Source organism: Rhizobium sp. BK377 (genome assembly GCF_014193935.1).
Classification (GTDB): domain Bacteria; phylum Pseudomonadota; class Alphaproteobacteria; order Rhizobiales; family Rhizobiaceae; genus Rhizobium.
Map to the genome: position 1 here is coordinate 119,777 of NZ_JACIAC010000005.1, position 21,304 is coordinate 141,080.

General features: G+C 60.3%; 20 protein-coding genes. 2 read left to right on the top strand and 18 right to left on the bottom strand.

The window, feature by feature from the left end; translation table 11 throughout:
• Nucleotides 1–145: 145 nt before the first annotated feature.
• The 10 genes from FHT92_RS20205 to FHT92_RS20250 all read right to left on the bottom strand — a co-directional run bounded on the left by FHT92_RS20205 (nucleotide 146) and on the right by FHT92_RS20250 (nucleotide 10,361).
• A complete protein-coding gene (locus FHT92_RS20205; protein ID WP_183749495.1) occupies nucleotides 146–553 on the bottom strand; it encodes a F0F1 ATP synthase subunit epsilon in 408 nt (135 codons plus the stop codon).
• Nucleotides 553–792, bottom strand: coding sequence for a hypothetical protein (locus tag FHT92_RS20210; protein ID WP_183828696.1), 240 nt, complete (start codon nucleotides 790–792; stop codon nucleotides 553–555). Before FHT92_RS20210 ends, FHT92_RS20205 begins: the two co-directional genes overlap by 1 nt.
• On the bottom strand, nucleotides 792–2,219 hold the full coding sequence (gene atpD, locus FHT92_RS20215) for a F0F1 ATP synthase subunit beta (RefSeq protein WP_183749493.1): 1,428 nt from the start codon (nucleotides 2,217–2,219) through the stop codon (nucleotides 792–794). Before atpD ends, FHT92_RS20210 begins: the two co-directional genes overlap by 1 nt.
• A 22-nt stretch (nucleotides 2,220–2,241) precedes the next feature.
• Nucleotides 2,242–3,126: a F0F1 ATP synthase subunit gamma gene (locus FHT92_RS20220; RefSeq protein ID WP_183749492.1), complete on the bottom strand. Its 885-nt coding sequence runs from the start codon at nucleotides 3,124–3,126 to the stop codon at nucleotides 2,242–2,244.
• A 27-nt stretch (nucleotides 3,127–3,153) separates the two neighbouring features.
• The gene (gene atpA, locus FHT92_RS20225) at nucleotides 3,154–4,683 is read right to left on the bottom strand and encodes a F0F1 ATP synthase subunit alpha (protein WP_183749491.1); all 1,530 of its coding nucleotides are present in this window, start codon (nucleotides 4,681–4,683) and stop codon (nucleotides 3,154–3,156) included.
• Complete coding sequence (locus FHT92_RS20230) at nucleotides 4,683–5,249, bottom strand: F0F1 ATP synthase subunit delta (RefSeq protein WP_183749655.1); 567 nt, start codon at nucleotides 5,247–5,249, stop codon at nucleotides 4,683–4,685. The genes atpA and FHT92_RS20230 overlap by 1 nt, the downstream gene beginning before the upstream one ends.
• 255 nt (nucleotides 5,250–5,504) lie before the next feature.
• Complete coding sequence (locus FHT92_RS20235; RefSeq protein ID WP_183828699.1) at nucleotides 5,505–5,894, bottom strand: DUF4345 domain-containing protein; 390 nt, start codon at nucleotides 5,892–5,894, stop codon at nucleotides 5,505–5,507.
• Between the two features lie 77 nt (nucleotides 5,895–5,971).
• A complete protein-coding gene (locus FHT92_RS20240) occupies nucleotides 5,972–8,188 on the bottom strand; it encodes a primosomal protein N' (RefSeq protein WP_183828702.1) in 2,217 nt (738 codons plus the stop codon).
• Between the two features lie 54 nt (nucleotides 8,189–8,242).
• A complete protein-coding gene (locus tag FHT92_RS20245; protein ID WP_183749488.1) occupies nucleotides 8,243–9,391 on the bottom strand; it encodes an AAA family ATPase in 1,149 nt (382 codons plus the stop codon).
• A 25-nt stretch (nucleotides 9,392–9,416) separates the two neighbouring features.
• The gene (locus tag FHT92_RS20250; RefSeq protein WP_183828705.1) at nucleotides 9,417–10,361 is read right to left on the bottom strand and encodes a GNAT family N-acetyltransferase; all 945 of its coding nucleotides are present in this window, start codon (nucleotides 10,359–10,361) and stop codon (nucleotides 9,417–9,419) included.
• Between the two features lie 143 nt (nucleotides 10,362–10,504).
• Between FHT92_RS20250 and FHT92_RS20255 the strand changes: the two genes are divergently transcribed.
• Nucleotides 10,505–11,440 carry a tyrosine recombinase XerC gene (locus FHT92_RS20255; RefSeq protein ID WP_183828708.1) on the top strand — a complete coding sequence of 312 codons (936 nt, stop codon included), beginning with the start codon at nucleotides 10,505–10,507 and terminating at the stop codon, nucleotides 11,438–11,440.
• Between the two features lie 87 nt (nucleotides 11,441–11,527).
• The gene (locus FHT92_RS20260; RefSeq protein ID WP_183828711.1) at nucleotides 11,528–12,604 is read left to right on the top strand and encodes a TraB/GumN family protein; all 1,077 of its coding nucleotides are present in this window, start codon (nucleotides 11,528–11,530) and stop codon (nucleotides 12,602–12,604) included.
• Between the two features lie 12 nt (nucleotides 12,605–12,616).
• Here FHT92_RS20260 and FHT92_RS20265 read toward each other — a convergent pair whose 3' ends face one another.
• The 8 genes from FHT92_RS20265 to FHT92_RS20300 all read right to left on the bottom strand — a co-directional run bounded on the left by FHT92_RS20265 (nucleotide 12,617) and on the right by FHT92_RS20300 (nucleotide 21,281).
• The gene (locus tag FHT92_RS20265) at nucleotides 12,617–13,117 is read right to left on the bottom strand and encodes a cytochrome b (protein WP_183828714.1); all 501 of its coding nucleotides are present in this window, start codon (nucleotides 13,115–13,117) and stop codon (nucleotides 12,617–12,619) included.
• Nucleotides 13,118–13,219: 102 nt separating this feature from the next.
• Nucleotides 13,220–14,623: a dihydrolipoyl dehydrogenase gene (gene lpdA / locus FHT92_RS20270; protein WP_183828717.1), complete on the bottom strand. Its 1,404-nt coding sequence runs from the start codon at nucleotides 14,621–14,623 to the stop codon at nucleotides 13,220–13,222.
• Between the two features lie 23 nt (nucleotides 14,624–14,646).
• On the bottom strand, nucleotides 14,647–15,399 hold the full coding sequence (locus tag FHT92_RS20275; protein WP_183828721.1) for an SDR family oxidoreductase: 753 nt from the start codon (nucleotides 15,397–15,399) through the stop codon (nucleotides 14,647–14,649).
• Nucleotides 15,396–15,908, bottom strand: coding sequence for a hypothetical protein (locus FHT92_RS20280; protein WP_246735522.1), 513 nt, complete (start codon nucleotides 15,906–15,908; stop codon nucleotides 15,396–15,398). The genes FHT92_RS20275 and FHT92_RS20280 overlap by 4 nt, the downstream gene beginning before the upstream one ends.
• Before the next feature lie 14 nt (nucleotides 15,909–15,922).
• Nucleotides 15,923–16,663, bottom strand: a complete 741-nt coding sequence (locus FHT92_RS20285) for a DUF4241 domain-containing protein (RefSeq protein WP_183828726.1) — start codon at nucleotides 16,661–16,663, stop codon at nucleotides 15,923–15,925.
• A gap of 15 nt (nucleotides 16,664–16,678) precedes the next feature.
• Nucleotides 16,679–17,929: a 2-oxoglutarate dehydrogenase complex dihydrolipoyllysine-residue succinyltransferase gene (gene odhB / locus FHT92_RS20290; protein WP_183828728.1), complete on the bottom strand. Its 1,251-nt coding sequence runs from the start codon at nucleotides 17,927–17,929 to the stop codon at nucleotides 16,679–16,681.
• Nucleotides 17,930–17,960: 31 nt separating this feature from the next.
• Nucleotides 17,961–18,278, bottom strand: coding sequence for a YciI family protein (locus tag FHT92_RS20295; RefSeq protein ID WP_183749478.1), 318 nt, complete (start codon nucleotides 18,276–18,278; stop codon nucleotides 17,961–17,963).
• 18 nt (nucleotides 18,279–18,296) lie between these two features.
• Nucleotides 18,297–21,281, bottom strand: a complete 2,985-nt coding sequence (locus FHT92_RS20300) for a 2-oxoglutarate dehydrogenase E1 component (RefSeq protein WP_183749477.1) — start codon at nucleotides 21,279–21,281, stop codon at nucleotides 18,297–18,299.
• Between the last annotated feature and the right edge of the window lie 23 nt (nucleotides 21,282–21,304).

The following is a 21,304-nucleotide window of genomic DNA, read 5'->3' on the forward strand; positions in this document are numbered from 1 at the left end:
AACTCTCGGGGATGCCTTTCGTCACTTCGATGTGGCTCCTATACAGCCGGTGATGCGTGGCGAACGGCCGAATTCTGTTGTGGCAAAAAGAAAAGCGGCCTTGAAAGGCCGCTTTTCTCATTCTGCCTGTTGCCGGCCGTGCCGATCAATCCTGCTGGACGACGCCACGCAGGTGGGTCAATTCCATGATGAAATGCTCGAGCTTCGACTTGTGCTCGTGATGCTCGGCATCTTCGAGTTCCTTCTTTGCAGCTTCGATGCGACGGGTCAGTTCATCCTTGTTGAGTTCTTCAACCGGAACAGCCGATTCTGCGAGCAGCGTGCAGCCGGTCGGCAGAATATCGGCAAAGCCGCCGAATACGACATAGTTCTGCTTCGAACCGGAAGCGGAGCGAACGCTTACAATGCCCGGCTTGACGGTCGTCATCGTCGGGGCATGGTTGGCCATAACAGTCATTTCGCCTTCGGTCGCGGGAATGACGACCTCGGTCACCATCTGCGACAGCAGCAAACGCTCCGGCGAAACGAGCTCAAAGTTGAAATTGTCAGCCATCAGTGACTTACCTTCTCGGCTATGGCTTTTGCATCTTGCAATTTGGTCCCGCAGAACGGGCAGTGCAGTATCGCATGGTCGAGATAACCAAGGCCTTCCTCGGTCTGGGCCAGCCCAACAACCATCATCATCACGCCGTTGTCGGCACGGTAGATGATCGGCGCAGCCGGTTCAGGAAGCTCTGCCACGACACTTTTAAGGGTGTCGCAACAGAATATCTCGTCCTGAGCGTCGCTCATCAAGCGGCTGCGAGCTTCTTGGCCTTCTCGATAGCTTCTTCCATCGAGCCAACCATGTAGAAGGCAGCCTCCGGCAGGTGATCGTACTCGCCGTTGACGAGGCCCTTGAAGCCCTTGATCGTGTCTTCGAGAGCAACCAGCTTGCCCGGCGAACCGGTGAAGACTTCGGCAACGAAGAACGGCTGCGACAGGAAGCGTTCGATCTTGCGGGCGCGGGCAACCGACAGCTTGTCTTCTTCAGACAGTTCGTCCATGCCCAGGATGGCGATGATGTCCTGCAGGGCCTTGTAGCGCTGCAGCGTCGACTGAACCTTACGAGCAACTTCATAGTGCTCTTCGCCGACGACCATCGGGTCGAGCATGCGCGAGGTGGAGTCGAGCGGGTCGACGGCCGGGTAGATGCCCTTTTCAGCGATCGAACGCGACAGAACCGTCGTTGCATCCAAGTGGGCGAACGAGGTTGCCGGTGCCGGGTCGGTCAAGTCGTCGGCCGGAACGTAAATGGCCTGAACCGAGGTGATCGAGCCCGTCGTCGTCGTGGTGATGCGTTCCTGCATCTGGCCCATGTCGGTGGCGAGCGTCGGCTGATAACCAACGGCCGAAGGAATACGGCCGAGCAGAGCCGACACTTCCGAGCCAGCCTGCGTGAAGCGGAAGATGTTGTCCACGAAGAACAGAACGTCCTGGCCCTGGTCGCGGAAATGTTCAGCAACCGTGAGGCCCGTCAGAGCGACGCGAGCGCGAGCGCCCGGCGGTTCGTTCATCTGGCCGTAAACGAGCGCAGCCTTGGAGCCTTCGCCGCCGCCATGCTTGTTGACGCCCGATTCGATCATTTCGTGGTACAGGTCGTTGCCTTCGCGGGTACGTTCACCCACGCCTGCGAAGACCGAGTAACCACCGTGCGCCTTGGCGACGTTGTTGATCAGTTCCATGATGAGAACGGTCTTGCCGACGCCTGCACCGCCGAACAGACCGATCTTGCCGCCCTTTGCGTAGGGAGCGAGAAGGTCGACGACCTTGATGCCGGTGACGAGGATCTGCGCTTCCGTGGACTGCTCGACGTAAGCCGGAGCGTCCTGGTGAATGGCGCGCTTGTGAGCGGTGTTCAGCGGACCAGCTTCGTCGACCGGCTCGCCGATGACGTTCATGATACGGCCGAGCGTTTCGTCACCAACCGGAACCGAGATCGGAGCGCCGGTATCGGTAACCTGCTGACCGCGAACGAGACCTTCGGACGAGTCCATGGCAATCGTGCGGACTTCGTTTTCGCCCAGATGTTGAGCGACTTCGAGAACCAGACGGTTGCCGTTGTTGTCGGTTTCGAGCGCGTTCAAAATCGCCGGCAGTTCGCCTTCGAAAGCAACGTCGACGACGGCGCCGATAACCTGGGTGACTTTGCCGACAGAGCGGGTAGCTGCCTCAGCCATTTTCTTACCCTCTTTCCCTAACTCAGAGCGCTTCCGCGCCCGAAATGATTTCAATCAGTTCCTTGGTGATCTGAGCCTGACGCTGACGGTTGTAGCTCAACGTCAGCTTATTGATCATCTCACCAGCATTGCGCGTCGCATTGTCCATCGCGCTCATCTTGGCACCCATCTCACCCGCGACGTTCTCAAGGAGAGCGCGGAAGATCTGGACGGAGATGTTGCGCGGGATCAGATCGTCGAGGATCGACGCCGGATCCGGCTCGTATTCATAGACAGCGCTGGCATGGGCTGCATCTTCAGCAACGGCTTCAGGAGCCTTGGCTGGGATGAGCTGCTGCGCCGTCGGGATCTGACTGATCACCGACTTGAATTCCGAGTAGAACAACGTGCAGACGTCGAATTCACCGGCTTCGAACATCTCGATGATGCGCTTGCCGATCTGATCGGCATTCTCGAAACCGATCTTCTTGACTTCGCGCAGTTCCTTGCGCTCGACGATCATCGACGCGAATTCGCGACGCAGGATGTCATAGCCCTTTTTGCCGACAGTGAAGATCTTCACCGTCTTGCCTTCGGCAACCAGCTTGCGAACGTGATCGCGAGCAAAGCGGGCAATCTGCGAGTTGAAACCGCCGCAAAGGCCGCGTTCGGCCGTGCAGACGACGAGCAGGTGCACCTGGTCCTTGCCCGTGCCGGTCATCAGGACCGGCGCGCCGTCCGCATCGGTAACAGCCTTGGCGATGTTCGCCAGGACCGCACCCATACGCTGCGAGTAAGGCCGGGCGGCCTCGGCCGCCTCCTGCGCACGCCGAAGCTTCGCCGCGGCGACCATCTTCATCGCCTTGGTGATCTTCTGCGTCGCCTTGACGGAGGCGATCCGGTTTTTCAGATCCTTAAGTGAAGGCATCCGTTATCGTCCTAACCTAGGGTCCGATTACTGGAAAGACTTGGCGAAGCTGTCGAGAGCAGCAACGAGCTTGCCCTTCGTATCGTCGCTGATAGCCTTTTCCGTGCGGATCGCATCCAGGATAGCAGAGCCTTCTGAACGCAGGTAGGACAACAGGCCCTGTTCGAACTTGCCGACCTGAGCGACCGGCAGCTTGTCGAGGTAGCCATTGACGCCCGCGAAGATCACGGCAACCTGCTCTTCCGTCTTCAGCGGCGAGAACTGCGGCTGCTTCAGGAGTTCGGTCAGGCGCGCACCGCGGTTCAGCAGGCGCTGCGTAGCAGCGTCAAGGTCCGAGCCGAACTGTGCGAAGGCGGCCATTTCGCGATACTGGGCGAGTTCGCCCTTGATCGAGCCGGCAACCTGCTTCATCGCCTTGATCTGGGCCGAAGAACCGACGCGGGAAACCGACAGACCGACGTTAACGGCCGGACGGATACCCTGGTAGAACAGGTCGGTTTCGAGGAAGATCTGGCCGTCGGTGATCGAGATCACGTTGGTCGGAATGAAGGCCGAAACGTCGTTGCCCTGAGTTTCGATGACCGGCAGAGCGGTGAGCGAACCAGCGCCCTTGTCGTCGTTCATCTTTGCAGCGCGCTCGAGGAGGCGCGAGTGCAGGTAGAAAACGTCACCCGGATAAGCTTCGCGGCCCGGCGGGCGGCGCAGCAGCAGCGACATCTGGCGATAAGCAACGGCCTGCTTGGACAGGTCGTCATAGCCGATCAGCGCGTGCTGGGCGTTGTCACGGAAATATTCGCCCATAGCGCAGCCTGCAAATGGAGCGAGGAACTGCATCGGGGCCGGATCGGAAGCGGTCGCGGCAACGACGATCGAATACTTCAGTGCGCCGCGCTCTTCGAGAACCTTGACGAACTGGGCAACGGTGGAGCGCTTCTGGCCAACGGCGACGTAGACGCAGAAAAGCTTGTCCTGATCCGGGCCGTTGTCATGGATCGGCTTCTGGTTCAGGAACGTGTCGAGAATGATGGCGGTCTTGCCGGTCTGGCGGTCACCGATGACAAGCTCGCGCTGGCCGCGACCAACCGGGATGAGCGCATCGATAGCCTTGAGGCCGGTCGACATCGGCTCATGAACCGACTTGCGCGGAATGATGCCCGGAGCCTTGACGTCGACGCGCGCACGGCGGGTCGCGTTGATCGGGCCCTTCCCGTCGATCGGGTTGCCGAGAGCGTCGACAACGCGGCCGAGCAGTTCCGGACCAACCGGGACGTCAACGATCGCGCCGGTACGCTTGACAGTGTCGCCTTCCTTGATGTCGCGGTCGGAGCCGAAAATAACGACACCGACATTGTCGGATTCAAGGTTGAGCGCCATGCCGCGGATGCCGCCGGGGAACTCGACCATTTCACCAGCCTGGACGTTGTCCAGGCCGTAAACGCGAGCGATACCGTCACCAACGGAGAGAACCTGGCCGACTTCCGAGACTTCTGCCTCTTTGCCGAAGTTCTTGATCTGGTCTTTAAGAATTGCGGAAATTTCCGCAGCGCGGATATCCATCAGCCGACCTCTTTCAATGCAAGCTTAAGGGTAGAGAGTTTGGTACGAAGAGACGTATCAATCTGACGGGACCCGACCTTGACGATCAGACCACCAAGAATTGACGGATCAACCGTGACAGCAATTGCCACGTCTTTGCCGGTGACGCCCTTCAGCGCCGCCTTCAATTCATTTTCCTGCTCTGCGGAGAGAGCATGGGCCGAAGTGACTTCGGCAGAAATTTCGCCGCGATGATTGGCAGCAATGATGCGGAAGGCCTTGATCATGCCCGGCAGGGCAAAGAGGCGGCGGTTACGCGCCACGACCTTGAGGAAATTGGCAAAGAAGCCCGAGAGACCAGCCTTTTCGCTGATTGCAACGATGCCCTTGAGCTGATCTTCTGCGGAGAAAACCGGGCTCTGGACAAAGCGCTTCAGGTCGTCGCTTTCGTCCAGCATGGCCTGGAAACGGTCGAGATCGGCGGTAACGCTGTCGACTGCGCCTTCGTCGAGCGCCAGCTCGAAAAGCGATGAGGCATAGCGCTCTGCAACACCAGAAGTAAGCTGGGACGTGTCTGCCACGGGCACAAATTTCCCTGATTTCAATTCAAAATCCGACTTCCGGCGGGCGCCGAACCTATGACTTTGAATTCGTTTTGATTTCCCCCAGAAATCGCAAGAGAAGCCTCTTGCTTCTTCCGAAATTCGGGGTCCGTCTAACATAGGATGTTCGGACTCGCAACACGCGTAACGTCCGAATACGTGTTTCGCATGATTTTCTGTCTGCAAAATTACGCAAACGCCGGAAAGCGGCCCGCGAAACGCTTGAATTTCTGCTTTGGATCAGCCCTGCAGGAAGCCGAATACGTGTAGCAACGGCAATGCGGCTATCGCCACCTGCACAACCAGAAGTAAATAATTGAGGAGCGTGCTCCCCCTATCTGACAGGATTGAAATGATCCGTGCGAACGCTGCCATCGCGAAGGCCGCTCCGAGCGCCAGATAGGTCCAATCCTGCGCCAGCATGATCGCGGCGACGCCGAGACCGAGATAGAGGCCGCCCATCGACCGGACTTCGCTGAAGCCTTCACGCCGTTCGCCCCGTGGCGCCAGACCGAAGGCCTGCATGGCAAGACCGGGCGCGAACATGATGACGAAGCCGGCAAGCGCGGTGAAGGCCGCTGCGCCAAAGGCGAGCTGCTCGCCAAATTCCGTCGGAAAGTAGAATTCCATGCCTCACCCCAAATCGCCTGCTGATTCTGCGTTTATGCCATGATCAGCAACATACGGAAACGCCGGGTGGAAATGATCTACAGGAAGCTCTGAGGATCGATATCGAGCTGCACTTGAACCGTGCCCCGCTCCTTCGGCGCTTGCGACAGCATCGCGCGCAGATAGGCCTGCATGTCGGAATTCCGGCGTCCATGCACCAGCAGGCGGAAGCGATGGCGGCCGCGCACCAATGCCAACGGCGCTTCCGCCGGGCCGAGAACGGAAATACCCGAAACCTGCGGTGCGGCGTTACGCATGCCCCGAGCATAGTTTTCCGCGTCGTGCCGCGTGTCGGCCGAAACGATGATGGAGGCAAGCCTGCCGAAGGGCGGCAGGATCGCTCGCTCCCGCTCGCTGATTTCGCGCTCGTAAAAGGCCCGCGCATCCCCGGAGACGATGGCCTGCATGACCGGATGCTGCGGCTGATACGTTTGCAGCAGACCATGGCTTTTGAGGCCGGTTCGGCCGGCGCGGCCAGTCACTTGCGAGAGAAGCTGGAAAGTTCGCTCCGCCGCACGCGGATCGCCGTTGGCAAGGCCAAGATCCGAGTCGACAATGCCAACCAGTGTCATCAGCGGAAAATTGTGCCCCTTGGCGACAAGCTGCGTGCCGATGACGATATCCGCCTCGCCCTTGGCGATGGCATCAAGCTCCAGCCGTAGCCGCTTCACCCCACCCGTGATGTCGGAGGAGAGTACGATGGTGCGCGCATCCGGAAAATGCCGTTCCACCTCTTCGGCAATACGTTCCACGCCCGGCCCGCAGGCCACGAGATGGTCGAGCGTCCCGCATTCCGGACAGGCCTCCGGCGTAGGCTCGGAATGACCACACTGATGGCATTGCAGCTGCCGGCGAAAGCGATGCTCCACCAGCCAGCTTGAACATTGCGGGCACTGGAAACGATGGCCGCACACACGGCACAGCGTCAGCGGCGCGTAGCCGCGGCGATTGAGGAAGAGCAGCGCCTGCTCGCCCTTTTCCACCGTCCTGCCGATCGCCCGGATCAGGACCGGCGACAGAAAACCACCGCGCTCCGGCGCATGGCGCCGCATGTCGACAAGATGCAGGTCCGGCAATGCCGCATCGCCGAACCGTGTCGGCAGATGGATCGTGCTGTAGCGTCCGCTCTGGCCGTTGACCTGGCTTTCGACGGAAGGCGTCGCCGAAACGAGAACGATGGGAAAATCGCCGACCCGCGCCCGTACGACCGCCATGTCACGCGCGTTGTAGTAGACCCGGTCTTCCTGCTTATAGGCAGGATCGTGCTCTTCATCGACGATGATGAGGCCGAGATCTTCGAAAGGCAGGAACAGCGCCGAACGCGCGCCGGCCACCACCCGTACCTCACCCGTCACCGCCTGGCGCCAGACCTTTTCGCGCATGCGCGGGGCAAGGTCGGAATGCCACTCGGCAGGCTTCGCGCCGAACCGGTCCTGGAAGCGTTCGAGAAAACTTGCAGTGAGCGCGATCTCCGGCAGCAGGATCAGCACCTGTTTGCCGCGCCTCAAAGTCTCAGCAATCGCTTCGAAATAGACTTCGGTCTTGCCGGAACCGGTCACGCCGTCGATCAGCGAGACCGCGAATTCGCCTTTGCGCACCTCATCCAGAATTTCTTCGGCAGCTTCCTTCTGCGGACCCTCGAGGCGGGAACCGATGAAGTCCGGATCGGGCCTGGCGACGACAGGTGGCGGCGGCAGGAAGATCGTTTCGAAGATACCCTGTGCGATTAAACCGTCGACGACGCTGGTGGAAACACCCGCTGCATGCGCAAGGCCGGTCCGTGTCCAGGACAGCCCGTCCGCGGCGGTATCGAGCACGCGGGCGCGCGCCGGCGTCATCCGCTCGGGATCACCGCCGATGAAGCGCAACCCTTCCACCATCGGCTCCGGCTCGAAGGCATTCGGCGCCCTCAGCGCCATGCGCGCCACCAATCCCGGCGGAGAAAGCGTATAGGCGGCGACCCAGTCGATAAAATCCCGCATTTCCTTGTTGAGCGGCGGGCAATCGAAAACATGGGTTATGGGCCGGAGCTTCTTGGGATCGACGCCATCCTCGCCACTATCCCAGACGACGCCGATTACCTGGCGGGGGCCGAGCGGCACCTGTACGACCGAGCCGGGCTCCACTGCCATGCCTTCAGGCACCGAGTAGGAATAGGGTTTTGGCGCCGGCATCGGTACCAGGACCGGAACCGTGCGGTTCACCGGCGGGACTTCGAAAAGCGCACCAAAAAGATCGGACGAATCTGTGCTCATCGCGGCAGACCATGCCCGCAACAGCTGAAAAATGAAACCCGCCGAAAATGACGCTTAATCGTCGTCATCGTCTTCACCGGCGATCGTTCCCGTCAGCCGCATACCTTCGATCCACGTGGCGCCGTTCTCTCTGATAACTTTTCGCGGACGAATGCCGCAACGTTCGCGCACCGCTTCGGCCAGTTGCACCGAATGGGTAACGATCCAGACCTGGCTGCCCTTAGACGCTTCAGCGATCATGTCGGCGAGCGGCACCAGCATGTCGGGATGCAGGCTCGCCTCCGGCTCATTCAGGGCGATGAGCGGCGGCAGCCTGTAGGAGAGCAATGCGGCGGCAAGACCGAGGAAGCGAATCTGCCCGTCAGACAGTTCACGCGGATGGAAGACGCGGTGCGGGAAGTCCGGCAGCATTAAGCCAAATTCTGCTGTCTCGCCCGGTTCCGGCACGACCAGCCGTGCGCCGCCCAGCGCCGATGCCAGGATCCGATCGAGCTCGACTGTATCCTGCCGCGTATGGGCGAGCGTCGCAAAGACGGCCGCGAGATTGGCACCATCCTCGTCCAGCATAGGGCTGGTGACGGCAAGGCAGGGATGGCGAAGCGGCGAAGCCCTGTCCGTGCGAAAGCCGTGGAAGAAGCGCCAGTTGCTGACGATACGGCGGAAGGCGGCTATCTCCGGAAAATGACCGGCATCGCCGAGCAGAGCGATTGCAGTCTCCGATGTCAGTGCCTCGTCAGGATAGTCCTGCATCCGCCCTGCCGCATCGCGAACGGAAATGCCGGGACCGGCGCGCTTCATCATCGTCACGGCGCGCCGACCGGCTTCGACGGAAAGTTCCTCGGCCTTGATCTGCGGCTCCAGCGCAAAACCTGCCGCATCTATCGGCGGACGCAGCCCAGCCTCGACATAATATCGAAATGTGATTGCCCGCTCTTCGTCGACAATCTCTACCTCCAGACGAATGCGGGCAGGACCGTCGGATTTACGACGTGTCCCCGCCCAGAGGGCCGAGAGCATTCCACCCTCAGAGGCAAGCTCATAGGCCAGCCGGCCGCGAACCGCCGCCTGCACAAGCTGCAGCGCACGATAGAGATTGGACTTGCCGGCGCCGTTCTCGCCGAGAAATAACGTCGTGTCAGCCAGATCCATGCGGATCGAGCGCAGTGACCGATAATTCTTGGCAAACATGGAGCGAAGACGCATGCTTCCGCTTTAGCGCAAAGCAACGCTAAAAAGAATGGGCCGCAATGGGCTCCGGCAACAGTTGCCGAGACACAGGCACGAAGCGTGAGTCGCCATCAACAGCCATATCATGGACCGTGTGCCTTTCCAGCGCCTTCGTCACCTCGTTCAGATCGCCGTCGAGCTCTTCTGCGGGAATGAGATTGCCGATGACGAAATCGAAACGATCACCCTTCTTGTTCAGAAGTTCATAGAAAACCGTCATGTCGCGCAGTTCGGTCGACCATTTGGCAAACCAGTAGAAGAGCCCGGAATTGCGGGCCGTCATGTGAATAGGGAGGATCGGCAGACCGTATTTGCGGGCAAGGCCGACGGCGGAGGTTTTCCATGGCCGCTCGTTCAATCGCCCGTTCGCCCAATAGGCGATGCGGCCCGAAGGGAAGAGCACGGTCGCCTTGCCCTCCTTCACCGCATGGTTGGTGAGCTGCAGCGTCTCGCGCGCCTTGATTTTGCTCTTGAATTCCTCACGCCATTCGACCGGGATGATCATTTCTGCAAAGCGCGGATTGACACGTACCGCATCGCGGTTGGCGAAGAACATCATGTCCGGCCGACGCGTCTTCAGAAGATCGAACACTGCCACGCCATCGGCAATGCCGGTCGGATGATTGCTGACGAGAATGAAACCGCCGGATGCCGGAATGCGCTCGGCATTGGTGACGTTGATGTCCAGCTTCAGCAGGTTGCTCATATATTCGAACGACTGGAAGCCCGGCATGTTGGTGACATCATTGGCGAATTCGATCGCCTTATTGTAGCGCAACAGCGTATAGAGAAACGGTCGCATGAGCGGCCACAGAGGATGGCGGACGATCTTCTGTCCGCGCTCGGCAATCAGAGTATCGACGATATGGCCGGGCTTTCCGTGTGAAACCAGGGCAATCGCTTCCGCGAGCTGTCCAAAGGCCGTCATGGAATCGCGCCGTGCCATGAAAATTCCTGTCTTACGGAAGCTATAAGCTATCTCAGTGAATTATGATCGATACATGACAAGGGCTTGGCAAGCATTAGCAATTCCATAACGCCACTGTTTCAGAATTGGCGTCACGGAAATCAAATTCAAGAGCCATGAACGTGAATGAACTCCTGATCATCGCCGATCCGCACCTGATGGCGGAACGCAGCGCCTGGCTCGAGAACCTCGCCCGGGAACGCCGCCTTTCCGGACATACGCTTGATGCCTATGAGCGCGACACGCGTCAGTTCCTGACCTTCATGACCGGTCATCTCGGCGGCCCGACGACGTTGCGCGATATCGAAACGCTGCGGCCGGCAGACTTCCGCGCCTTTCTGGCGGCTCGGCGCAAGGAGGGCTCCGGCGCTCGCTCGGTAGCCCGCAATCTCGCCGGCATTCGCTCCCTTCTGCGTTACCTTGAAAAGAAGGGCCTCGTGAATGCGGCAGGTGCCGGCGCCGTGCGATCTCCGAAACAACCGAAATCTCTTCCAAAGCCTTTGTCGGACAGACAGGCCATCACCGTAGTCAGCAACGAAGCCCAGCTCCATGACGAGCCGTGGATTGCCGCGCGCGATGCCGCCGTCATGACGCTTCTTTATGGTTGCGGCCTGCGCATTTCCGAAGCACTCGACGTGACGCCTCCTGACATCAGGGGCGATACCACCACGCTGCGCATCACCGGCAAAGGCAACAAGACGCGCCTCGTGCCGTTGTTGCCCATTGTTTTCGAAGCCGTCGAGAAATACCGAGCACTCTGCCCCTTTCATCTTGACGAAGGCGAGCCGCTCTTTCGCGGCGCCCGCGGCGGCAAGTTGCAGCCTGCCATTATTCAGCGCGCCATGCAGAAATTGCGCAGTGCCTTCGGCCTGCCGGAAACGGCGACGCCGCATGCACTGCGCCACTCCTTCGCCACGCATCTGCTGGCCGGCGGCGGCGACCTGCGCACCATTCAGGAGTTGCTCGGCCATGCCAGCCTTTCCACCACGCAGGTCTACACCGGCGTCGATGCATCAAGGCTTCTGGAAGTGTATGATAAGGCGCATCCGCGCGCGTAAGCCTTCGTTAACACTGTCTCTTAAAGGAATATGCGCAAGCCCGGCGTAGAGCATGAGGCTTGAAGCACATGTGACCGGATTACCATCATGACGATCTCTATCGGCCACCGCACTTTGCGTATCGCGCAGCCGGGCAATGTCCTGCTCTGGCTGATCGCCAGCTTTCACATGCTGCTTGCCGTCGCATTGCTCGCTGTCGTCTTTTCCGTCACGCCGGCCAATGCCGCCGAGGACAGTTGCACCGGAAAGAACCTGCTCACGGAGCTGCAGCAGAACGAACCGGACCGATATGCCGAAGCGGTGAAAGAGGCAGATGCCACACCGAACGGCAAAGGCATCTTCTGGAAGATAGAAAAACCGGGCTTCAAAACCTCCTGGCTGCTCGGCACCATGCACGTCACCGATCCGCGCGTCTTGAACCTCCCGCCCCGCGCGCAGGAAGCCCGTGACGGTGCCGACACGATCATCATAGAATCAGACGAGATCCTCGATGAGAAGAAGGCCACTGCGTCGCTTCTGATGCGACCGGACCTGATGATGTTCACGGACGGCACGACTATCGAAAAGCTTCTTTCGCCTGAGGACTATACCCGCCTCGAAACCGGACTGAAGCAGCGCGGCATCCCGCTCTCGGCCGTTTCCCGCATGCGCCCCTGGATGATCGCGAGCGCCGTGGCACTTCCCGCCTGCGAGATCGCCCGCAAGGCCAGGGGCGCGCAGTTCCTCGACCAGAAGATCGCTACCGATGCAGCCTCCGAAGGCAAGCAGGTCAAGGGGCTGGAAACGCTTGCCGAGCAGCTGCAGGCCATGGCCGAGCTGCCGATCGAATTTCATCTGAAGTCGCTGATCGAGACCTTGGAACTCGGGACCAAGATGAATGACGTGGTCGAGACCATGACCGATATCTATCTCTCCGGCGATATCGGCATGACCATGCCGATGCTGAAGACCGTCACGTCCGAAGGCAGCGACGAGGACAGCGACTACGCCGCCTTCGAACAGCGCATCATCCTCGACCGCAACGAGGTGATGGCTGAGCGCGCCGCCCCCCTCCTCGCCAGCGGCAACGTCTTCATGGCCGTCGGAGCCCTGCACCTGCCGGGCAAGGAAGGCGTCATCGAACTGCTACGCCAGCAGGGCTTTACGGTCACGGCCGTTAACTGACCGCCTTATCGCTTAACCGACAGTCATCCGCCGCAACACATCGGTCTTCCAATAGAACTGGTGGACCAACGCACCAAAGACATGCGCGACAATGACGATCCAGAGGATGAGCTTCAGGACGTCGGCATGCAGCGAGCCCAATGCTTGCGCACCAAAATAATAGACCGCAATGCCTGACGCCGGCAGGGCGAGCAGCAGCAGATAGAGGCTCGCATGCGCCAGCCGTGCAGCGAACCGAAAGATTGCCGGTTCGTCTGAGGCTTCGAGCGGAACGCCCTGCACGAAGCGCAGGCCGAGCCTCAGGACCGTCATAAGCAGGATTGCGATACCGACATAGGCGTGGATATTGGCCGAAGCGATCTGTTCCGGCGATGGCGTGCCGCCATGGCGGACAAGCCGCTGCCAGGCATTCATGCCATCAGGCAAAAGAAGATTGAAAAGGACCAGGAGCACGGTCGCCCAGTGAAGGAACCGTTGCGAAAGGCTGTAGCCGACAACGACGCGGTCATTCATTTTCTTGGCTTTCGTCAAATAGTTAGCGAAGCTTGCCTGTTAAATAAAAATGCCGCCTGCCCGAAGGCAAGCGGCATTATGAATAATTGCTGATATTTAAGCTTACATATGGATCGGCTTGAAGAAGGCGGCGAGCGCTGCTTCCTTCACGGCTTCCGACATGGTCGGATGCGCATGGCAGGTGCGGCCGAGATCCTCTGCCGAACCGCCGAATTCCATCAGCACGGTAATCTCGTGGATCATCTCGCCCGCGCCGAAGCCGACGATATGGCCGCCGAGCACGCGGTCGGTTTCCTTGTCGGACAGAATCTTCACGAAACCTTCGGTCGCCAGCATCGCGCGGGCGCGGCCGTTTGCCGTGAACGGGAACTTGCCGACCTTGTAAGCGACACCGGCAGCCTTCAACTCTTCCTCGGTCTTGCCAACGGAGGCGACTTCCGGCTGCGTGTAGACGACGCTCGGGATGACGTCGTAGTTCACATGCCCGTGCTGGCCCGCGAGGATTTCGGCGAGCGCGACACCCTCGTCTTCGGCCTTGTGCGCCAGCATCGGGCCCTGCACGACGTCGCCGATCGCATAGATGCCCTCGACATTGGTCTTGAAGTGACCGTCGATTTCGACGCGGCCGCGATTGTCGAGCTTGACGCCCGCTTCTTCGAGACCAAGACCAGCCGTGTAGGGAATGCGGCCCGTGGAGATCAGGACGACATCGGCTTCAAGCGTCTGGGCTGCACCGCCGGCGACAGGCTCAAACGCCACCTTGGCGCCCTTGTCACCCTTCTCGACGCCGGTCACCTTGGAGCTCAGCTTGATATCGATGCCCTGCTTGCCGAGCATGCGCTGGAACTGCTTGGAAACATCGGCATCCATCGCACCGAGGATCTTGTCGAGAAATTCGATGACGGTGACCTTCGCACCGAGGCGCGACCAGACCGAACCAAGCTCGAGGCCGATGACGCCGCCGCCGACGACGATCATCGTTTCCGGCACCTTTTCCAGTGCAATGGCGCCTGTAGAGGACAGGATAATCTTCTCATCGATATCGACCTTGACGCCCGGAATGCCGGCAACGTCGGAACCCGTGGCGACGACGATGTTCTTGCCTTCGATTTCCTGCACCGTGCCGTCTTCGGCAGTCACGGAAACCTTGCCGGCAGAAACGATCTTGCCAGTGCCATGGAAGGCTTCAATCTTGTTCTTCTTGAACAGGAAGGCCACGCCGTCAACATTGGACTTTACCGTCGCATCCTTATGCGCCAGCATCTTTTCCAGATTGAGCTTCGGAGCAGCGACCTCGATGCCGAGTTCATCCATGTGATGCGTTGCATGGAACATTTCGGAAGCGTGCAGCAGCGCCTTGGAGGGGATGCAGCCGACATTCAGGCAGGTGCCGCCATAGGTGGCGCGCTTCTCGACGACAGCGACCTTGAGGCCGAGTTGGGCGGCCTTGATTGCCGCGACATAGCCGCCGGGGCCGGTTCCGATAACAATCACATCATAGGACATTGCTTTTCCCTTTACGTTATTGACTAGCGCCCGCCGCTCACATTGAGGATCGCGCCTGTTATGTAGGATGCCGAAGGCGAGAGCAGATAGACGATCGCATCGGCTACTTCTTCCGCTTGTCCGGCTCGCTTCATCGGGATCGATGAAGCCATTTCTTTTGGCCTGTCCGGTTGTCCGCCGGAGGCATGAATATCCGTTTCGATGATGCCGGGGCGGATCGCATTCACTCTGACGCCTTCAGCCGCGACTTCTTTGGAAAGCCCGACCGTAAAAGCATCGATTGCTCCCTTGGAGGCGGCATAGTCGACATATTGCGCAGATCCGCCGAGCACTGCGGCCATGGAGGAGATGTTGACGATCGCACCGCCCTGCCCGCCACGCGCGGTTGACATGCGCCGCACTGCCTCACCGGCGCAGAGAATGGAACCGGTCACATTGATCCGCATCATCCGTTCGAGACGATCGACGGACATTTCATCAACACGCGCGGTGTGATCGACGATACCGGCATTGTTCACCAGCCCGTCCAGCCGCCCGAAATATCTATCGACCGCCTCGAACATTGAGACGATATCGGCGGCATTGCCGACATCACCCTTGATGGCGATCGCATCGCCGCCAGCCTTCTTGATCTCGGAAACGACGGCATTTCCCGCAACCTCGTTCGAAGTGTAGTTCACCGCAACGCGCCAGCCATGGCGGGCGGCAACCAGGCAAGCGGCAGCACCAATGCCGCGGCTGCCGCCGGTCACGAGCAGAACGGGACCATCAGTCATTGTGCGCATCCTTTGAAATCGAGGACATCCCACGGCGCGATCTTTGCCTTGCCGTCACCCCAAGCCGAAGACTGGCGGATTGCCGGGCCGAGGCCGGGAAAGACGATCCTTTCCGCCGCCGGACTGTCACCGGACTGCAAATTATCGAGCCCGCCACTGGCGCTTGCGCGATAAACGAAGCCCTGCCAGACCATGCAGGCATCGAGATCGGCGCCGGTGACATCGCCATCCGGGCAGTTGAACATCACCATGCCCATGGTCCGCTCCGGATCGTCGGATGGCATCACATAGCCATTCATGACGACAGGGCTCTTCAACGCGCTGAGCTTGAATTGATGGGTCGAGGTCATGGCCTCGGAGGTAATCGGCGAGAAGCGCAGTTCATAGGCACCGTCACGATCTCCATAGATCGCGCTGGCCTGCTTGCACTCGACAGCGATGGCGGAAGCCGGCGTCCAGGACAGTGCGGCGATAACGATCGCTGCCAGACCCTTCCGTTTTGTAGCCATTTGCTCTCCACCCATTAGAGGCTCGGCTTTCTGCGCCCGTCGGCGTTTTTGATGACCTGGAAATCCGTCAGCAGCACCAGTGGATGCTCGTCCTTGTCCATGCCCCAAAACACGGGATAGAAGCCGTCGCCCGAGCCGCTCCAGAAGATTGCGACATTGCCCTTCTTGCCGGCCATTGGCCGGTGCAGGGCATAGACACCCTTGTTGGCATCGAGCTCCGGAGCGAGCACGTCGTCATAGTAATTCGCGTCGGAATCGGGCTTCTGACCCTGCACCTGTTGCTCGCGCTCCCCGATCAGGTCGAGCGTATCGGCATCCATGTAGCTGCCGAGGCCTGCATCGACGGGGTAGCCGAAGATCTCGTCATCCTTGAGCGTCGCGATATCCTGACCGGGAACGGTCGCAAGCTCCCAATGATCGGGCTTGCCTTCGCCGAAACGCATGCTGGCGGCGGCAACACGCCCGAAAGCCTCATAGAGTCGCACCGGATAGTCGCCTGCAGGAACCGTTCTTGCGAAGGCCGGCCGGTCCGGCTGCGCCAGCGGATCAGCGGCGACGATATGGCCGGAAGTGAGCTCGACATTGCCCATATCGACCGTCTTGAGGGAGCGTGCGGAAAGCTCCGCATCGCTGAGCGACACGAGGTCGAAATTGCTGCTCGCCTTGTTCACGTCGAAAGCGAGAGCCGAGACCGGCATGAACGCAACCATGGCACAGAATACTGCGCCTGCCGCTCGCATGACCCGGTCTCGCATGGCAGATCGCTCCGCTTAGAGGTCCAGAACCAGACGTTCCGGATCTTCCAGGCTTTCCTTGACGCGCACGAGGAAGGTCACGGCTTCCTTGCCGTCGACGATGCGGTGGTCGTAGGAGAGCGCCAGATACATCATCGGACGGATGACGACCTGACCGCCGATGGCGACCGGACGCTCCTGGATCTTGTGCATCCCGAGAATGCCCGACTGCGGTGCATTGAGGATCGGTGAAGACATCAACGAGCCGTAGACACCACCATTGGTGATGGTGAAGGTGCCGCCCTGCATTTCGGCCATCGAGAGCGAACCGTCACGAGCCGCCTTGGCAAGACGCCCAAGTTCCTTTTCGATTTCGGCGATCGACATCTGGTCGGCGTCGCGGATGACCGGGACGACGAGGCCTTTGTCGGTGCCGACGGCCATGCCGACATGGCAGTAGTTCTTGTAGATGATGTCGGTGCCGTCGATCTCGGCGTTGACGGCCGGCAACTCCTTGAGCGCATGCGTGACCGCCTTGGTGAAGAAGCCCATGAAGCCGAGCTTCACACCGTGCTTCTTCTCGAAGACATCCTTGTATTTGTTGCGCAGGTCCATGACGGCCTTCATGTCCACCTCGTTGTAGGTGGTCAGCATCGCAGCCGTGTTCTGTGCATCCTTCAGGCGCTTGGCGATCGTCTGGCGCAGGCGCGTCATCTTCACGCGCTCTTCGCGGGCGGCGTCTTCGACCGTCGACGGGCCGCGCGCTGCAACGGGTGCCGCCGGAGCAGCAGCGGCCGGAGCCGCCGCAGCCTTGGCGACGGCGGCGATGACGTCACCCTTCAGAACCTGGCCGCGCTTGCCGCTGCCATCGACCTGCTCGGCAGACAGATTGTTTTCTGCGAGCATCTTTGCCGCGGCCGGAGCCGGCGGCACGGACGATACCGACGTGGCGGGAGCAGCGGCAGTTGCTGCCGGAGCAGCCGGCGTCGGGGCCGGAGCCGCAGGTGCGGCCGCCGGGGCGGCGGCAGCGGGCGCAGCGGCGGCTGCCGCACCTTCTGCGATCTGGCCGAGAAGCGCGCCGAGACCAACCGTCTCGCCAGCCTGGGCGACGATTTCTGAGAGCGTGCCTGATGCCGGCGCCGGAACTTCGATGGTCACCTTGTCGGTTTCAAGCTCGAGAATGGGCTCGTCAGCCTTGACGGCGTCGCCGACCTTCTTGAACCAGGTGCCGACGGTTGCCTCGCTGACGGATTCACCGAGTGTTGGAACGCGGATTTCTGTGGCCATTGTTCAAATCCTGATTGTGCTTGTTATCGTGTTAGATAGCGGTCTCGGCCTGCGGCCGGAGAATGATTGAGGGCATTGGCGAGACATCGAAACGGAAACCGAGGCCGGAAGAGACGATCGGGTCCGCATCGGCAAGCGCCTGCGCTGCCGCCTGGTCCGCAACCTCGACGACCGCGATGCCGAATGCCCCTTCGCCCGCGAAGACGGGGCCGACGGCAATCGCCGATCCCGCAAGAGCGTTCTGGTGCCAATATTCGGCATGGCGCTTCATCGCAGCCATCTCCTCCCCGGTCCCGTCATGCGGGAACGTGGAGCGCGGCGGCACAAGTTTCATGAAGAAATATGCCATCGCGCTTCCCCCTTTTTGTTAGCCGCCCAGCGCATCCTCGAGGAACGCGGCGAGCTGCGACAGATGCTTGGACATCAGGCCAGTTGCCGGCGAAGCGGCGGCCGGCCGGCCCGTGTAGCGAACACGCTGATACTTCGCATCAATATGAGCGAGCACCCACTCGAGATACGGGTCGATGAACGACCAGGCGCCCATGTTCTTCGGCTCTTCCTGGCACCAAACCATCTCGGCGTTGCGGAAGCGGGACAGCTCGTTGATGAGCGCCTTGGCCGGGAACGGATAGAGCTGTTCGATGCGCAGCAGGTAGATGTCGTCGATGCCGCGCTTTTCCCGCTCTTCCAGGAGGTCGTAATAGACCTTGCCGGTGCAGATGACGACCCGACGGATCTTTGCGTCCTTCTGCAGCTTGATGGGACCATCCTTGATAACTTCCGCATCGTCCCACAGGAGACGGTGGAAGGAGGATTCGCCGGCCATTTCGGCAAGCGTCGAGACCGCGCGCTTGTGGCGCAGCAGCGACTTCGGCGTCATCAGGATCAGCGGCTTGCGGAAGTCACGCTTCAGCTGGCGGCGCAGGATGTGGAAGTAGTTCGCCGGGGTCGTAACGTTGGCGACCTGCATGTTGTCTTCCGCGCACAGCTGGAGAAAGCGCTCCAGACGGGCGGACGAGTGTTCCGGCCCCTGGCCTTCATAGCCATGCGGCAGCAGGCAGACGAGACCTGACATGCGCAACCACTTGCGTTCGCCAGACGAGATGAACTGGTCGAACACGACCTGTGCACCGTTTGCGAAGTCGCCGAACTGAGCTTCCCAGAGCGTCAGCGCATTCGGGCGGGCCAGCGAGTAGCCATACTCGAAGCCGAGAACGGCTTCTTCCGAAAGCATTGAGTTGATGACTTCGTAACGGGCCTGCGTCGGCGACAGGTTCGCCAGCGGAATGTAGCGCTCTTCGGTTTCCTGATCGTAGAGAACCGAATGGCGCTGCGAGAAGGTGCCGCGTTCGCAATCCTGGCCGGATAGGCGGATCTTGTGGCCCTCAACGACGAGCGCACCGAAAGCCAGCGCTTCGGCCATCGCCCAGTCGAGGCCTTCACCGCTCTGGATCATGTTGGCGCGGTTTTCCATGAAGCGCTGGATCGTGCGATGCGCATTGAAGCCTTCAGGAATTTCCGACAGCTTGCGGCCGATATCCTTGAGTGTCTTCATCGGCACGGCGGTCTTGCCGCGGCGCTGTTCGTCGGCATTGTCTGCCGTGCGCAGACCGGACCATTCGCCGTCCAGCCAGTCGGCCTTGTTCGGCTTGTAGTGCTGACCGGCTTCGAACTCCTGCTCGAGATGGGCGCGCCAGTCGGCCTTCATCTTTTCGACTTCGCCGTCGGTGAGCAGGCCTTCGCGGACGAGACGATCTGCATAGAGCTGCAGAACCGTCTTGTGGCCACGGATGACCTTGTACATCTTCGGCTGCGTGAAGGACGGCTCATCGCCTTCATTGTGGCCGTAGCGGCGGTAGCAGAACATGTCGAGCACGACCGGCTTGTGGAACTTCATACGGAATTCGGTCGCAACCTTGGCCGCATAGACGACAGCTTCCGGATCGTCGCCGTTAACGTGCAGGATCGGCGCTTCGATCATCTTGGCGACATCGGACGGATAAGGCGACGAGCGCGAGAAGGCCGGGTTCGTCGTGAAGCCGATCTGATTGTTGATGATGACGTGCATCGTGCCGGCGACGCGATGGCCGCGAAGACCGGACAGGCCGAGGATTTCGGCAATGACGCCCTGGCCGGCGAAAGCTGCGTCACCGTGGATGAGAAGCGGCAGAACCTTGGAGCGTTCGGACAGCGGAATGATGTCGCCGTCCCAGACAGTAGCGCTCATGTCCTGCTTGGCGCGAGCCTTGCCCATGACGACAGGGTCGACGATTTCGAGATGCGACGGGTTTGCCGTCAGCGAAACGTGCACTTTATTGCCGTCGAATTCGCGGTCGGAGGAAGCGCCGAGATGGTACTTCACGTCGCCGGAACCTTCGACTTCGTCAGGCGCGTAGGAACCGCCCTTGAATTCGTGGAAAATGGCGCGGTGCGGCTTGCCCATGACCTGGGAGAGCACATTCAGGCGGCCGCGATGGGCCATGCCGAATACGGCTTCCTTGAGGCCGAGAGAACCGCCACGCTTCAGGATCTGTTCGAGCGCCGGAATGAGCGATTCACCGCCGTCGAGGCCGAAGCGCTTGGTGCCCTTGAACTTGACGTCGAGGAACTGTTCGTAGCCTTCGGCTTCGACGAGCTTGGCGAGGATCGCCTTCTTGCCTTCGGCCGAGAAGGCAACGCCCTTGTCCGGACCTTCGATACGTTCCTGAATCCAGGCCTTTTCTTCCGGATTGGAAATATGCATGAATTCGACGCCGAGCGTCGAGCAATAGGTGCGCTCAAGAATCTCGATCATCTCGCGAATGGTCGCGTATTCGAGACCGAGCACGTTGTCGATAAAGATCTTGCGATCGTAGTCTGCAGCCGTGAAACCGTAATTTTCAGGCGCAAGCTCGTGATAATCATCCACCGGGGCGGCGATGCCGAGCGGATCGAGCTTGGCATGCAGATGGCCGCGCATGCGATAGGCGCGGATCATCATGATGGCGCGGACGGAATCGCGCGTCGCCTGCAGCACATCGGCGGCATTTGCCGGCTGGCCAGCGGCTTCGGCCTTCGCCTTAACCTTGGTTTCGATGACCTTTTCGACGATGCCCCAGTCGCCATCCAGTGCCGAGACGAGATCGCCGCTTGCCTGCAGCGGCCAGTTCTTCTTGCGCCAAGATGCTCCCTTGGCCGCCTTCTTCACATCAGCAGGATCGTCTTCCAGCGCCTTGAAGAAGGACCGCCACTGGTCGTCTACCGAGTTGGGGTCGTCTTCATAACGGGCGTAGAGCTGCTCGATATAGGCAGCGTTGGCGCCATCCAAAAACGAGGTGATCTGAAATTGCTCGTTGGCTTCTTGCCGTGCCATGGTGTTACGCGGACGCTTCCGTC